The organism is Dapis purpurea BLCC-M126 (genome assembly GCF_050015975.1).
GTDB lineage: Bacteria > Cyanobacteriota > Cyanobacteriia > Cyanobacteriales > Microcoleaceae > Trichodesmium.
Genome location: NZ_JBNHER010000305.1, coordinates 22,866 through 37,778 on the forward strand (window position 1 = coordinate 22,866; position 14,913 = coordinate 37,778).

The 14,913-nt window shown below is 33.5% G+C and carries 7 protein-coding genes; 6 read left to right on the forward strand and 1 reads right to left on the reverse strand.

Annotation, left to right across the window (positions count from 1 at the left end; translation table 11 throughout):
- Positions 1-215: 215 nt before the first annotated feature.
- From ACP6PL_RS27665 to ACP6PL_RS27680, 4 genes are all read left to right on the forward strand, one after another.
- A complete protein-coding gene (locus ACP6PL_RS27665) occupies positions 216-1,868 on the forward strand; it encodes a sensor histidine kinase (protein ID WP_426548555.1) in 1,653 nt (550 codons plus the stop codon).
- A gap of 1,542 nt (positions 1,869-3,410) precedes the next feature.
- Positions 3,411-6,029: a PAS domain S-box protein gene (locus ACP6PL_RS27670; RefSeq protein WP_426548556.1), complete on the forward strand. Its 2,619-nt coding sequence runs from the start codon at positions 3,411-3,413 to the stop codon at positions 6,027-6,029.
- 402 nt (positions 6,030-6,431) lie between these two features.
- The gene (locus tag ACP6PL_RS27675; protein ID WP_426548557.1) at positions 6,432-9,491 is read left to right on the forward strand and encodes a UPF0182 family protein; all 3,060 of its coding nucleotides are present in this window, start codon (positions 6,432-6,434) and stop codon (positions 9,489-9,491) included.
- Between the two features lie 500 nt (positions 9,492-9,991).
- The gene (locus ACP6PL_RS27680; protein WP_426548558.1) at positions 9,992-11,011 is read left to right on the forward strand and encodes a protein kinase domain-containing protein; all 1,020 of its coding nucleotides are present in this window, start codon (positions 9,992-9,994) and stop codon (positions 11,009-11,011) included.
- 415 nt (positions 11,012-11,426) lie between these two features.
- Here the strand turns inward: ACP6PL_RS27680 and ACP6PL_RS27685 are convergent, their stop codons facing one another.
- Positions 11,427-11,663 carry a hypothetical protein gene (locus ACP6PL_RS27685; protein ID WP_426548559.1) on the reverse strand — a complete coding sequence of 79 codons (237 nt, stop codon included), beginning with the start codon at positions 11,661-11,663 and terminating at the stop codon, positions 11,427-11,429.
- A 368-nt stretch (positions 11,664-12,031) separates the two neighbouring features.
- Between ACP6PL_RS27685 and ACP6PL_RS27690 the strand changes: the two genes are divergently transcribed.
- Both ACP6PL_RS27690 and ACP6PL_RS27695 read left to right on the forward strand, forming a co-directional pair.
- Complete coding sequence (locus tag ACP6PL_RS27690) at positions 12,032-12,184, forward strand: hypothetical protein (RefSeq protein WP_426548560.1); 153 nt, start codon at positions 12,032-12,034, stop codon at positions 12,182-12,184.
- Positions 12,185-12,264: 80 nt separating this feature from the next.
- Positions 12,265-14,751 (forward strand): helix-turn-helix domain-containing protein, encoded by a 2,487-nt coding sequence (locus ACP6PL_RS27695; RefSeq protein ID WP_426548561.1) that lies wholly within the window; start codon positions 12,265-12,267, stop codon positions 14,749-14,751.
- The last annotated feature ends 162 nt before the right edge of the window (positions 14,752-14,913 follow it).

Here is a 14,913-nt window from a genome sequence, read left to right on the forward strand (position 1 = left end):
TTAGGAATTTGCTTTTTTCTAATAGCCATCACCCTAGGCATGATTGTCTGTAAAAATTTTCCTTGCATCAATCAAATAGTTTACTAATTACAGCCTAGCAATTTAGAACAATAGAAGGTATAAATATCTCCAAATAATTATCAGGGTTTTCTCAGGATCAATAGCTAAGTTAATAACAATTATAATTCGAGTATTTTGTAGCAAGAAAGAGCCAAATGAAGTTTCTAGTTAAATGGCCAAAAAATTTTATATTCGGACAATGTAAATATTCATCATCTTTACAAACACGTCTCACAGTAGGTATTGCAGTATTTTCAGTATTAGGACTAGGCAGTGTAGCTTTGTGGACAAGTTGGAAGATGCAGCAATTATTGGTGGTCAGCCATAAGCATAACATTGAGCAGATAGCTGAACGTTTTCCCAAAGATGTTGAAATGTATAGCAAAATGTGGTATCCGCAAAAAAGTTTACAGAAAGCCATTGATAATTTAACACTGGCCAATGTATTTCTTTGGGTCAAAAGTCAGGATGGAAATATTTTGGCTGAATCACAAAATTTGCGGAATGATACTGACCACTTTATTTTAAAGTCTCTAACTGAGATGCCACTCGAATCTTTAGTATATCCGATTAATGGACGCTATTTTGTCTTATGTGGTGGCCCTATAACAATTAATGGGATGAGTATTGGTAAACTTTATATTGCTTTGGACATTACCCGCGATCAAAAGATGTTAGTGACTATGGTGATGAGTCTAAGTGTGGCTAGTATCTTGGCAATAATGGGAGTAATAGTAGCTATTACTATCTATATTCAACGTTCTCTCATACCTCTACATCAAATTAGTCAATTTGCTGATAATGTTAATGCCGATCGTTTGGCTGAAGCAAGGGTTTCTTTGGAACAGGCTCCTAGTGAAGTAAAGCAGTTGGCAAAAACTTTAGATACTATGTTAGATCGGCTGTCTGATTCTTGGGAGCAGCAAAGGCAATTTGTGAGTAATGTTTCTCATGAGCTAAGAACTCCTTTAACTATTGTTTCTGGGTATCTCCAAAGTCTTCTTAGACGAGGTAATAATTTAACAGAGACTCAGAAAGAGGCAATTGTGGTTGCTTCTGGGGAAGCACAACGGACAATTGAGTTATTGAAAGATTTGCTAGAGTTAGCTAGGGCAGATAGTGGCCAAATTCACTTTCATTTGGAATCGGTGGTGCTAAATGATTTGGTGGCGGAAGTAGTGGAAATGGCAAAGCAGTGTAGCGATCGAGAAATTATTCTTAGATTGGGGAATGGAGGTAATATTGTTCATCGAGAAAAAGTATCTAGTATCAGTAAAAATGTAGTTTTGACAGGAACAAATAATTTAGTTTCTTTCGATCTTGACAACTCTCATAAATTATCTTCAGAGATTAATTTAGATGATAATTCTCTGGGTAGTGGGTTAAGTTTAAAATCAAAAAATATTTCTCAACTTAAGCAAAGCTATATTTCTCAATCTGAAAATTTATCGTTAATTGAAGTAATGGTAGATTGTAATCGTCTGAAACAGGTTTTACTCAATTTAATTGACAATGCTGTTAAATATTCTGAGCCAGATTCTCCTGTTATCTTAAATGTGTATCAAAAAGGTGGTGAAGCAATAATTCAGGTTTGTGACCAAGGTAAAGGTATTCCTTTGTCGCAACAAGCTAAGATTTTTGAACGTTTTTATCGAGGTGATGAAGCTAGAAATCGTTCTGGTAATGGAGCTGGTTTAGGTTTGTCTATTGTCAAAACTCTAGTAGAAGGAATGGGAGGAAATATTCAGGTTTATTCGAAGTTAGATCAAGGGAGTGTATTTACAGTTAAATTCCAACTAAAAAAATAGATTTTTTTGAAATTTTAGGATTAATTAATCTCAGTTCCATTTGCATAGTTACTGTTTATAAGTAGTTGGAGATAAATAAACACCTATGTGTTAATAAATATAAAAAGATGAGTAATTATTATATCACCAGTGCTTGGGCAATGTTTACAAAACTTTATATATAGCAATTCAGATCTGAGAATTTTACTCCTCCCTAAAAGTCTAAAATCTGCTGGTTACTATCTTCATAAGATAAGGTTTTTTCTTCTTCTCTGTTGACTTCTGGAGCTGTTGTCTGAAACTTTACAATATCTCACTATTCATATCGGATTGGTATAGATATCAAAATTTTTGTCTGACTAATTATCTGGATTTGTTAAAGATGATTTATTTATCATTCTTTATTCTACCAATTCTGAAAAACTTTGCTATACTTATAATTTATATTTCTAAATACTATAGCAATCATAAATAGGTTGTGAAAGATTAAAAAGTAAATAAAAAAGTTGAAACTCTTACCTTTTACCTGTTGCTAGTTAAGTTTTCCCTAAAAAGCAATAAGATTTTTGCTACGAATAAAATAGGATTGCTATATTTATTAACATCATACAAGTATTTCATAATATTTGTTATTTTGATATATAAATCTGCGCATTGGTCATGACAGTTTTAATAATAGTTAATTTGATCCCTTAACCTGGAAAAATCTGATTCCTTACTACGACCAAAATATTACAACCGATTAGAGGATTCCTATAGTTATTTTTGTACTTTCCAAGTTTAGCATTACTTTTGATAAATAGTATTAGTCACTTGTTGAAATTTATGGTGGTGATGCATTCTAATTGTGGTCTATTGTAATTATCATGGTCAAGGGAACAGTGGGAGCATCTTGAGCCTATGAAACGATGTTGTTCATACCTATTAAATATCTTAATATGGAAACATTAAACTACCTGTGCAAAATAAATGTAACCTTGTAAAGGAATAGAGAGCAGGGGAAAAAATATACTCGTATACTTTACTTTGTAAGTAGAATAAGTAGATCAAAAATAATTTGGTCTAGCGAGTTAATTTAAGCACTAAATATACAATTAATTATGCTTGATTACTTATAATAATCTTAAAGAAACCTAATGTATCAGTAAATCTCAAAAGATTAGGGAATAGGGGAAAGACAAGAATACACAATTCTTGGCTACCAGAAAATCTTATTGGCAATACAAGCGAATTTAAAAATTGAAACTAAACCAACAGGAAGAGCAATTGGTCTAAATGTATAAATTAAATATTTTTTAGCTGATAGTAATAGCAATACTGTAGAAAATTCTCACTTCTATATAAAGTCAGAAACATACTTAAGTAGAGCAAATTCTAAGAAGTAAAGACGATGCAGATATTGTCAAGTTAACATCTTCTTTGATATTTTTATCATATACTTTTCTTTATCTGTTACCTGCTCTGTGCTAAATTGGTCAAGCTAATGTAGAATATCAGACTCCCATAAAATTAAATATTAATCAGCTTTGGGCACAAAATTAAAATATATTAAATATTTTACTGATGGGATTTTTTATTACAGATAGTTTAGGTAATATTGTTGAAATTAATCAAAAAGCAAAGCAGATTTTTGGCTGGCTAGGTCGAGAAAGTGAGTCACTCAAAGCTAAAGAATTAAACTGGAAAATTATTAGAAATGATGGCACAGACATGCCAAAAAATGAGTATCCTTGGATTGTAGCCTCCAGAGAAAAACGCAGTCTTGAAAATTTAGAAATGGGAGTAAAAAAAGATTGCCAAGAAGTTATTTGGCTGAGTGTAACATCTACTCCTGTATCAAGTTTCATTGATAGAATTTTCACAGCTTATGTGGATATAACAAAATGGAAAAAAGTTGAAAAAAAATTACAAAATTCAGAAATAAAGTACCGTGCATTAATGCAAGATGCTGCTGAAGCAATTTTAATTGCAAATTTACAGGGTAAGATTCTAGAAGCTAATTATAAAGCTACAGAAATATTGGGTTATCAGAGAGAAGAGCTAGTGCAAATGCACACTAATCAAATTCATCCACCAGAAGCACAGCAAAAAGTAATAACAGCAATACTTGAAACAGCCAAAAAAGGTAAAAAATTCATCCCAAATATTTTGGCTTTAAGAAAAGATGGGAATTGGATTTGGGTAAATATTATCTATAAAATTATTCAGTTAGCTCAAGATGAAAAATTGTATCAAGTAATTTTACAAGATATTACTCCCTACGTAATAACTGAAGCCGCATTGAGAGATAGTGAAGAACGATTTCGTGCTACTTTTGAACAATCTGTACTGGGAATATTTTTGGCTACTTTATCAGGAAAAATTTTCCGCATTAACCAAGCATTTACAAATATTTTAGGCTATAGTGATCCTGACTTATCAAATTTTAATTTTGTGGATATTATTGAGCCTGAGCAACGACAAGCTTATGAGATTAATTTACGATCTATTATCGCCGGAAAAATACTAAATTTTGCAACTGAAAACCGTTTGATTCACCAAAATGGTAGGTTTATTTGGTCATCTTTAACTGTATCTTTAATCAAAATTTCTGAAGAAAAAAAATACTTAATTGGCTTGGTTGAAAATATTACTCAACGTAAACAAATAGAATTTGATTTGAAAAAAAGTGAAGAACGTTGGCAATTGGCATTGCGTGGTAATAATGATGGAATATGGGATTATAATCTCAAAACTAATGAATGTTTTTATTCAGATCGCTGCCAAGAAATTTTAGGTTATAAAGGAACTGATATTTTTCATAATCTCAATGATTGGAAAAATCGTATCCATCCTGATGATATTAATTTATTCACAGAGTCAATTCAACAACATCTTGATCGGCAAAAATATTACTTTATTGCTGAGTATCGTATCCGGTGTAAAGATAATACATATAAATGGATTTTAGACAGGGGTCAAGCACTTTGGGATGAAGCAGGAAACCCATTGCGAATAGTTGGTTCCCATACTGATATTACAGAACGTAAACGAGCCGAAGAATACCTACGCAGACAGACTCAACAAGAACAATTAATTCGTAAGATAATAGAGCGAATTCGCCAGTCTTTAAACTTATCAGAAATTCTCCAAACTGCTGTAGATGAAGTGCGAAATATTTTACAGGTAGAGGGAGTAATTATTCAACGCAAAATATCAGACAAATCGGTTATTGTTGTCGCAGAATCTTTGGCTTTTGGAAAACCCTTAATGTTAGATTGGGAAATGAATGATTATATAATTACGACTCAAGAATTTACACAAGGAAAAAAAACTGAGCAAGTGATAGTAATAGAAGATATTGAAAGATCTAATATGAGACTATGTTCAAACTATTTGTTAGATTTTTTTCAGATTAAAGCTTGCTTAATAATGCCAATTTTTATCCAAAAATCAACAGTTAATAATAGTCAAAAAATAAGTTTGTTGACAAGGGAACAATCTAATTCTGATGAACCACTTTGGGGAATATTAGTTGCTCATCACTTTAATAATCAACGAAAGTGGCAAGAATGGGAAATAAATTTACTAGAACAGTTAAGAATTCAGTTGGAAATTGCGATTCAACAATCCAAACTTTATCAGGAACTGCAAAATACTAATGAAAAATTATATAAACTTGCTACATTAGATGGGTTAACTCAAATAGCTAATCGACGTTACTTTAACGAATATTTAGAGCAAGAATGGTTACGAATGGCACGAGAGAAAAAACCATTATCGTTAATTATGTGCGATATAGACTTCTTTAAAAAATATAATGATACTTATGGGCATCAAAAAGGTGATGAATGTCTTCAGCAAATAGCAAAGGCTATCTCAGCAGTAGTAAAACGTCCTGCGGATTTAGTAGCTCGTTATGGTGGGGAAGAATTAGCTATTATTTTACCTAATACTAATCTAAAAGGAGCAATTTATATTGCCAACATAATTCGTCAAGAAGTATGCAACTTACAAATTCCCCATCAAGAATCACCAATATATAAACGAGTTACTATAAGCTTAGGAGTATATACTATTATACCATTTCCCGAAGCGACTTATAAAAGTTTAATTGCAGCAGCAGATCAAGCACTGTATCAAGCAAAAGAAAAAGGCAGAAATCAGGTGATTCCCTATGTTGGTGATATAATTATTTGTTAAGATAATCTTTCTTAAACATAAGAAGATATCTGTAAAATAAATCTAAATAAACGCTTCAAATATCTATACTTGGTGGGTTACGACGGTCAGAGAAATCTCCAGAGTGATTTTGTGAGATTATTGCTACCTAACCCACCCTACATCAAGGCTTAATTTTTTATTTATAGATAGCCTCTAAATACTGATCATACTTATCTGATAAAATATTGCAGATGGTGATGGAGTAGAGAACAAGCAATAAGTAATAGGGAAAGAATAGTATATGAAAAAAGAGGTGTCAAGTGTTTGACTATAGCCATAAACAACTTATTAAGATGTAATTACCTAAATATGAATTTTGTGTAGATAGTAGGAACTATAGCTATCCTAAAAAAGTTAATAAATTAGCCCTAGTTATAAATTATGAAAATCAATATTATTTACAAACTAAAAGTCAGGCTTTTCAAATCATTAGAAAAACTTAAACCAATACATATATTAATAATATTTCTCGGCTTATTTGGATTGTGGGTAATATTTGACTTATCAACTAATATATTGGCTGAATTTTTATGGTTTCAAGAACTGAATTATTTGCCTATATTAATAACTAAGTTGCAAACAGAAATTTTGGTTTGGATAATTACTTTTTTCATTACAGCAGGCTTTTTTTTAGCAAATCTGAGACTAGCCAGCATATTTAAATATTCAAAAAAACAAGTTCGGATCGATCAAGTATCTGAAGAAATAATGCTCATTCCTCCAGTTACTATGCCGTCTAGTAAATTGCGTATTGAACCGTCACTAGGTCTAGGTTGGTTATTATGTTTTGTCTTCGGATTAATTCTCTTAGTAGGATTAATTCTAACTCATTATATTGAAGTATTTAGTAATTACTGGTATCCTGATTTTACAGTTGCTAAGGTATCCCCACAAATTCCTTCAGAATTTAACATAGAATCAATTTGGAAAATACTCACCTCAATACCGTCTAACTGGTGGTTATTAGGATTATTTATTGTGTTATTTCTTGCTATGATTATTAATCCTATATTTTGGTTGAGTGTATTTGCAATATTACTCAGTTTAGTTTTCAGTTTTATTCTTTCCAATCATTGGGGAAATATATTACAGCTATTAAATACAACTCCCTTTAATCAAAGTGAAGATTTATTTCAGATAGATATCAGCTTTTATGTTTTTCAACTTCCCGTTTTGCAACTATTAAAATTTTGGTTGTTCGGATTATTTTTATACGGACTAGCTGCCTGCACAGTTATCTATTTATTGTCAGGTCAAAGTTTAAGTAAAGGCAATTTTTATCAATTTTCTCAACAACAACAACGACATCTTCATGCTTTAGGTACAGGTTTGATATTAACCATAGCATTTAGTTACTTTATAGCTTGTTTTGAATTACTTTACTCTGAACAGAGTGTAATATATGGTGCTGGTTATACCGATGTCAAAGTTCGATTTCCTGTGTATGTATTCTTAGCAGTTTTGGCATTATTAATTGCATTTTTTCTATTTTGGCAATCAGTTTTTTCAGTCAAAAATATTCAGCCTTATATAGAAGCAAGTTTATGGTTTCTACGTTTTGGTCGTAAGAGGAAAAGAAATAAAAAAGTTAGTGCAAAATTATTCGCTAATAGCTATTCATTAAGAGGTATATTGACATGGTATTTAACCATAGCAGTAATTGCTGGTTGGTCAATACCAGAAATTGTACAAATGGCAATTGTACAACCCAATGAAATAGAACGAGAAATTCCTTATATTAAACGTAGTATTAAATTTACAAAAGAAGCTTATGTTGATGTCGATAAATTAGAAGTAAAACTTTTTGACCCAGACAATAAACTTACCTATACTGACTTAACCAATAATAAATTGATTATTGATAATATTCGCCTTTGGGATACAAGACCAATTTTACAAACGAATCGGCAATTACAACAAATTCGACCTTACTATGAATTTCTCAATGCTGATATTGACCGTTATACATTTCTGAAGCAAAAGTCACAAAGAACGAAAGATAACCCCACTGAAAAACAACAAGTAATTATAGCTGCTAGAGAACTAAATTATGAATCTGTACCCGAACCAGCACAGACTTGGGTAAACGAAAATTTGGTTTATACTCATGGCTATGGTTTTACTCTTTCTCCAGTTAATCAAGTTGAAAACAATGGATTACCAGAATATTTTGTTAAAAATATCGGACCAGATCCAACTATTGAAGAGAACAGCACTTTAGAAGTATTGGATAGAATTAGATACAGCATTCCTATCGGTAAACCGAGAATTTATTATGGAGAGCTTACTAATACTAATGTCATTACTTCCACCGCAGAAAAAGATAGAGAATTAGATTATCCCAGTGGAGAAGCAAACTCCTATAATACTTATGATGGATCTGGGGGAATTATTATTGGTAAAGGGTGGCAAAGATGGATATTTGCTAAATATTTGAAGAACTGGAGAATGTTATTAACTAATAAATTTATACCTGAAACAAAACTCTTATATCGTCGTAATATTAATGCTAGAGTTCGAGCGATCGCTCCATTTCTCCGTTATGATAATGACCCATATTTAGTAGTAGCTAATCCTAACTTTGGTAAGCAAAATATTACTGAAACAAATCCTAATTATCTTTACTGGATGATTGATGCTTATACTACCACTAATCACTATCCTTATTCTGACCCAGAAAATAATGAATTTAATTATATTCGTAACTCAGTAAAAGTTGTAATAGATGCCTACAATGGCTCAGTCAAGTTCTATGTAGCTGACCCAAAAGACCCTATTATTAGAACCTGGAAAAAAGTATTTCCAGATATGTTTAATCCTATAGAAGAAATGCCAAGGAGTCTTCGTAGTCATATTCGCTACCCACTAGATTTATTTCAAGTACAATCTGAAGTATTAGCAACTTATCACATGGATGACCCTCGTGTATTTTATAATCGGGAAGACTTATGGCGGGTGCCCATTGAAATTTATGGTAGTCAACAACAAAAAGTCGAGCCTTATTATCTAATCACAAAATTACCAGAAGAAACTTTAGAAGAATTTATTTTACTTCTACCTTATACTCCAGCAAGTCGTAATAATTTAATTGCTTGGTTGGCAGCTAGATCGGATGAGGAAAATTATGGTAAGTTACTATTATATCAATTCCCTAAAGAACGATTAGTATATGGTCCAGAACAAATTGAAGCTTTGATTAATCAAGACCCAGAAATATCACAGCAGATTTCTCTTTGGAATCGTGAAGGTTCAAAAGCAATTCAAGGGAATTTATTAGTAATTCCTATTAATAAATCTTTGCTTTATGTTGAACCTATTTATTTAGAAGCAGAGCAAAATAGTTTGCCAACTTTAACAAGAGTAATTGTTTCTTATGAAAATAGAATTGTGATGAAGCCTACTCTTGATGAAGCACTTCGAGAAGTTTTTCAAGTTAAGTAAGGAAGAATTCATTAATTGATAATTGATAATGGATAATTGATAATTACAAGAAGGTTAAAACCGTTACGGAATTGAATATTGGGAAATATCATTTCTTCTCTTGGTCGATTGGATATGGCGCAATTCGGAGCGGCTCTGTTAAGAGCGGGAGACCTCGCCATATCCAATCGACCGCTTTTTTCCCCTATCCAAGGGGAGGCTTTAAATCTGAATTAATTAATTATTAATAATTCGGTAAGAAAGAAGAAGGAAGAGGTTAAATTTATATGTAAACTAATAACTTAAAAAGCTGATAACTGATAAAAGAGGGGTTGACAAGAAAACTTGACATGGTATTATAAGCATGATGGAGAAGGTGCGCTCAGATATACTAAAATCAATATCGGCCAAAAAAACCATATTTTCCTGGTAGCTAGTACCCTAGAAAGTCTAATAACTAATAACAGAAAAGAGAAAGTTTGATAACTGGTAACTGAAAAAGCTGATAACTGATAACTGAAATGGTGAAGTCTGGAAAAATCCTGAGAAATCACTACAAAATTATCGACTCTCTCGGAAGTGGAGGATTTGGAGATACCTACTTAGCTCAAGACTTAGACCTACCAGGAAATCCGAAATGCGTAGTCAAACACCTCAAACCTAAAAGCTCAGACCCAGGAGTTTTGCCTGTTGCTCAAAAGTTGTTTGAGAGAGAAGCAAATACTTTATACAAATTAGGGCAAGACTCAGACCAAAGACCAAGATTATTTGCTCACTTTCAGGAAGGAACAGAATTTTACTTAGTACAAGAATATATAGAAGGGCACGACATAAGTAAAGAACTTACCCCAGGGAAAAAATTAAGCGAGTCTTATACCATTGCCTTACTCAAAGGAATCTTAGAAGCATTAACCATAGCTCATCAAAATAATATAATTCACCGAGACATCAAACCACAAAACTTGATGCGTCGGAAGTCGGATAAAAAAATAGTATTGATAGACTTTGGGGCGGTAAAAGAAATAAGTGTATTGACTACTTACCAAAAAGGAACGACTACTTTTACTGTAGCAGTCGGAACACCAGGATATATGCCAAGCGAACAAAGTAACGGTCAACCAAAACTGAGTAGCGATATCTATGCAGTAGGAATGGTAGGAATAAAAGCACTGACAGGAAAAGATCCCTACAACTTACAAAAAGATTCTAAGACAGGAAATGTTATCTGGCGAAATGAAGCACAAGTAAGTAACCGTCTGGCAAATATATTAGATAGGATGGTACATGAATATTTTCCACTGCGTTATGAAAATGCTACGGCAGTCTTAGAAGAATTAGGTTTGACAACTTCACCACCCACACCACAACCAAAACCAGCACCAAAAGTTAGTCAAACAAAAACAGTAGTAGCAAAACCCCAACCCCAAACTAATAAAAGCAGAAGACAAATATTGATATTAGGAGGTTTAGCAGGAAGTGGGTTGGTCGCATCGGCAAAGATTTACCCCTTGCGTCGGGAAAAAAATCATGGTACGATTTAATCATTACTAGTCGTTCGCACCTACGCATGACTTTTTATTCAACCACAAAACATCGCTAGACACGGATTTTGCCACGGATACACGGATGGTTATATGACCTAAGAAAAGCTATAGGGCGACCTTCCGCTGTGGCGATCGCTCAAATTCCCAGATAAACATTCTCTGAAGCACTCAAAAAGAAAAAGTGAGTGGTACGAGAATAGAGAAGCGATAGAACTCCGCTTCGTGATCCCTCAAATTCCCAGATAAACATTTTGTGAAGCATCCCGAAGAAAAAATCTGCATTCTGTGAAGCACCCTGCCAAAGGAGATGAGTAGTCAAATTTTTCTTCTATTGCGTATAGAGCAATAGTTAATACATTTCCTGAAGCACTCCGCCAGAGGAGATGAGTAGTGGAAATTTTCTACTATTGCTCTATCCGCAACAGTCAATACATTTCCTGAAGCACCCCGCCAAAGGAGATGAGTAGTCAAATTTTTCTTCTATTGCGTATAGAGCAACAGTTAATACATTTCCTGAAGCACTCCGCCAAAGGAGATGAATAGTCAAATTTTCCCACAGACGAACCCATGAGAGAATCTGCATTTTGTGGAGCTTCCGAAAAAAATCGGCGCGGAAAGGATTTTCCCCTTGCATCGGCAAAAAAATCATGGTACGATTTAATTATTTAAAGTCGTTCGTACCTACGCATGACTTTTTATTCAACCAATAATTGACATTTAATGAAATGGTGCGTTACGACGGATTGCTCAATCCATTTCATAGTCTAAATTTAAGCCGTCTTTTCATGTCCGCTCTTAGGGGAAACACACCCTACTAGACTACTTTTAATCCCATAAGCGCGGAGCCTAGCGGCAGCTATATAGCTCCAATCCAGAGAAAAAAATTATTTTATGAAGCACTCCAAAGAAAAAGTCAGTGGTAGCAGAAATAGAGAAGCGATAGAACTCCGTTCCGCTTCGCGATCGCTCTAATCCAGAAAAACAACATTTTGTCAAGCACTCCAAAGAAAAAGTCAAATGAGAGAGCCTGCATTTTGTGAAGCTACCAAAAAAATCGGCAAAGATTTACCTATTGCATCAGAAAAAAATTCATGGTACAATTTTACTCGTAGGGGTTGTTCCCACCTACACATGACTATTTATTCAACCAAAAATATATTTGTAGATTAAGTTTTAGGTTGTCGCCGAAGTAACAGTAAAATTACATCAATTTAGATAGAATCAAAAATATATCAAAATATTAAGTAAAAATGAAAGTCGAAGAAGCATTGGAAGTTCTGGAGACAGTTCTACCTCCAGGCTCCTTGAACGCTGTGAAAAAAATGGTATTTTCTCAAGCATGGGAAGGTAAAGGATATTGTGAAATTGCCGAGCAAGCAGGCTACGATCCAGACTACATAAAAGGAGTAGCTGCGAACTTATGGCAAAATCTTTCTAGTGTCTTGAATGAAAAAGTAACCAAGAAAAATTTTCGCCCTCTGCTGAGACAAAAATTTGACACTCAGAAATTATGTCTTGCCAAAACCGAAAATATTCAACAGCAAATATTCCAGCCTTCCACAGAAACAAAAAAAACACTCTCTAAACCAAAAGCAATTGACTGGGGAGAAGCCATAGATGTTTCCGTTTTTTACGGACGGTCTCAAGAACTAAACCAACTCCAACAATATATTATCGCAGACGGTTGTCGCTCGATCGCCCTACTTGGTATGGGTGGCATTGGTAAAACAGCATTAGCAGCGAAAGTCGCCCAACAACTACAGAGTGAATTTGACTATATAATTTGGCGATCGCTCTGCCACTCTCCCCCACTAGAAACAATGTTGAGGGAACTAACCTCATTTTTATCTGACCAAGAATGTACTCAAGGAGAACTAAGCAAACTTATTGAATGCTTACGGAACTCACGCTGTCTAATAATTTTAGATAGTGTCGAAACTATTTTAAAACCTGGATGTACAGGTCATTATCGTTCTGGCTACGAAAACTATAGCCAACTATTTCAGTTGATTAGCCAAACATCCCACTCTAGCTGCCTCATTCTCACCAGTCGAGAAAAACCCCCAGAAATAGCAGCCTTTGAAAGTATAGATACAGCAGTACGATCTCTACAATTATTTGGTTCAAAAGAAATAGCCAAAGCCTTACTAAAAACTAGAGAAATATTAGGTTCAGAAGCACAAAAACAACAACTAAGCGAATATTACAGCTATAGTCCCCTAGCATTAAAAATAGTCATCACCTCCATCAAAGACTTATTCGATGGAGACCTAACAGAATTTCTCCAACATAATACTGCCACATTCAATGGTATTCGCCGACTCCTCAATCAACACTTTCATCGTCTCTCAGAACTAGAAAAAAAAATCATGGTTTGGTTGGCAGTTAACCAAGACTGGACTAACGTACAAAAATTAGAAACTGATATTCTGCCAGCAGTTTCTAAAGTAAATCTCCTGGAAAGTTTAGAAGCTCTCATCTGGCGTTCTCTAGTCAAGAAAAAATTAAGTATGTACGCAGTTGAACCTCTAATAATGGAGTACATTCTTAACTACTTAATTGAAGAGATTGTTACTGAATTAACTACTACTAACTTAAACTTATTTATCAGTCATTCCTTAATTCTAACCACTGGCAAACGCTCGATTAAAGAACGACAAAATCAGCTAATTATCGAACCTATTGCCAGACAACTAAGTAAAATATTTAGTTCTACTCAAGCTCTAGAAAAACAATTATTATTAATTTTAAATAAACTACAAGCTAACGAAAATTTATTATGTAGTTACGCTATAGAAAATCTAATTAATTTGTGTATGAAACTAGAGATTGACTTAATGGTAGGCGATCTTTATTCTCACAAAATAGAATGTCGTCAATCTGCTCATATCTATTCTCAAAAAGCTATTGAAGTATTAAATAAAACTAACCACAAAAACTCAGAATTTTGTGCAATAGTTCCTGGGAAAATTTGCCCTGCAAGTCAAACCGAACGACACAAATGTCATGAAAATAATGATTCACAGTTGGTAGATAATAACTCCTGTATTTGTCCTACTAATTTTGTAGATTTATCTGACCAGAATTACCAAGAATCACAAAAGCAACAACAACATGGAAATATTTTAGACTCCCCGATGTTGTTAGAGAAAATGCAAACACCAACATTAGACAATATTTCTGTCATAGCTTCTAGTCCTAATAAACAGTTTTTAGCGATCGCCGATCTATGGAGAAATGTTCGTCTTTTGCCAATGGTAAATTCCCAACCACATCCACATATAGTTCTTCAGGGTCATACTCAAGAAATACATTCTATTGTTTGGAGTCCAGATGGAAATCTTTTAGCGACTGGAAGTGACGATCTAACAGTAAGATTATGGGATATTTATACTGGTAAATGTCTGCAAATTTTTAATGAACATACAGCTCGAATTTATTCTTTAATTTGGAGCCAAAATAGTCAAACTATTATTAGTAAAAGCGAAGATGAAACTATTAAGGTCTGGGATATTTCCACTGGTAAATGTTTGCATACTTGGTCAGCAGAGAATTTTATTCAATCTTTTAGCGATCTAGATTCATCAGCAACTAATATCTATGAATTTTTAGCTCCTACTTTTTATGAAGTTGAATGTCCTGTTAGTTTAAGGATGAACAGCTTAAGTTTTGTCGGTTTTACAGATTCTCAATTGGATTCTACCCCGTTGGTATCTTTTATATTTGCATTTGATTAAGAGTCAGGAGTCACTCAAGTACTGGAATGCTTAATCTTAAATGTTGCAATAGAAAATTTGCGATTAGATTGCTATCCTGACGGACTGCTCCACAAACACTATCGTTTCTGGAATGCTTAATCTTAAATGTTGCAATAGAAAATTTGCGATTAGATTGCTATC

Coding starts and splice junctions, on each gene's coding strand:
- ACP6PL_RS27690 (WP_426548560.1), top strand. CDS start 12,032: ATGAGAGAGCCTGCATTTTGTGAAGCTACCAAAAAAATCGGCAAAGAT.
- ACP6PL_RS27685 (WP_426548559.1), bottom strand. CDS start 11,663: ATGATTTTTTTGCCGATGCAAGGGGAAAATCCTTTCCGCGCCGATTTT.
- ACP6PL_RS27670 (WP_426548556.1), top strand. CDS start 3,411: ATGGGATTTTTTATTACAGATAGTTTAGGTAATATTGTTGAAATTAAT.
- ACP6PL_RS27675 (WP_426548557.1), top strand. CDS start 6,432: ATGAAAATCAATATTATTTACAAACTAAAAGTCAGGCTTTTCAAATCA.
- ACP6PL_RS27680 (WP_426548558.1), top strand. CDS start 9,992: ATGGTGAAGTCTGGAAAAATCCTGAGAAATCACTACAAAATTATCGAC.
- ACP6PL_RS27665 (WP_426548555.1), top strand. CDS start 216: ATGAAGTTTCTAGTTAAATGGCCAAAAAATTTTATATTCGGACAATGT.
- ACP6PL_RS27695 (WP_426548561.1), top strand. CDS start 12,265: ATGAAAGTCGAAGAAGCATTGGAAGTTCTGGAGACAGTTCTACCTCCA.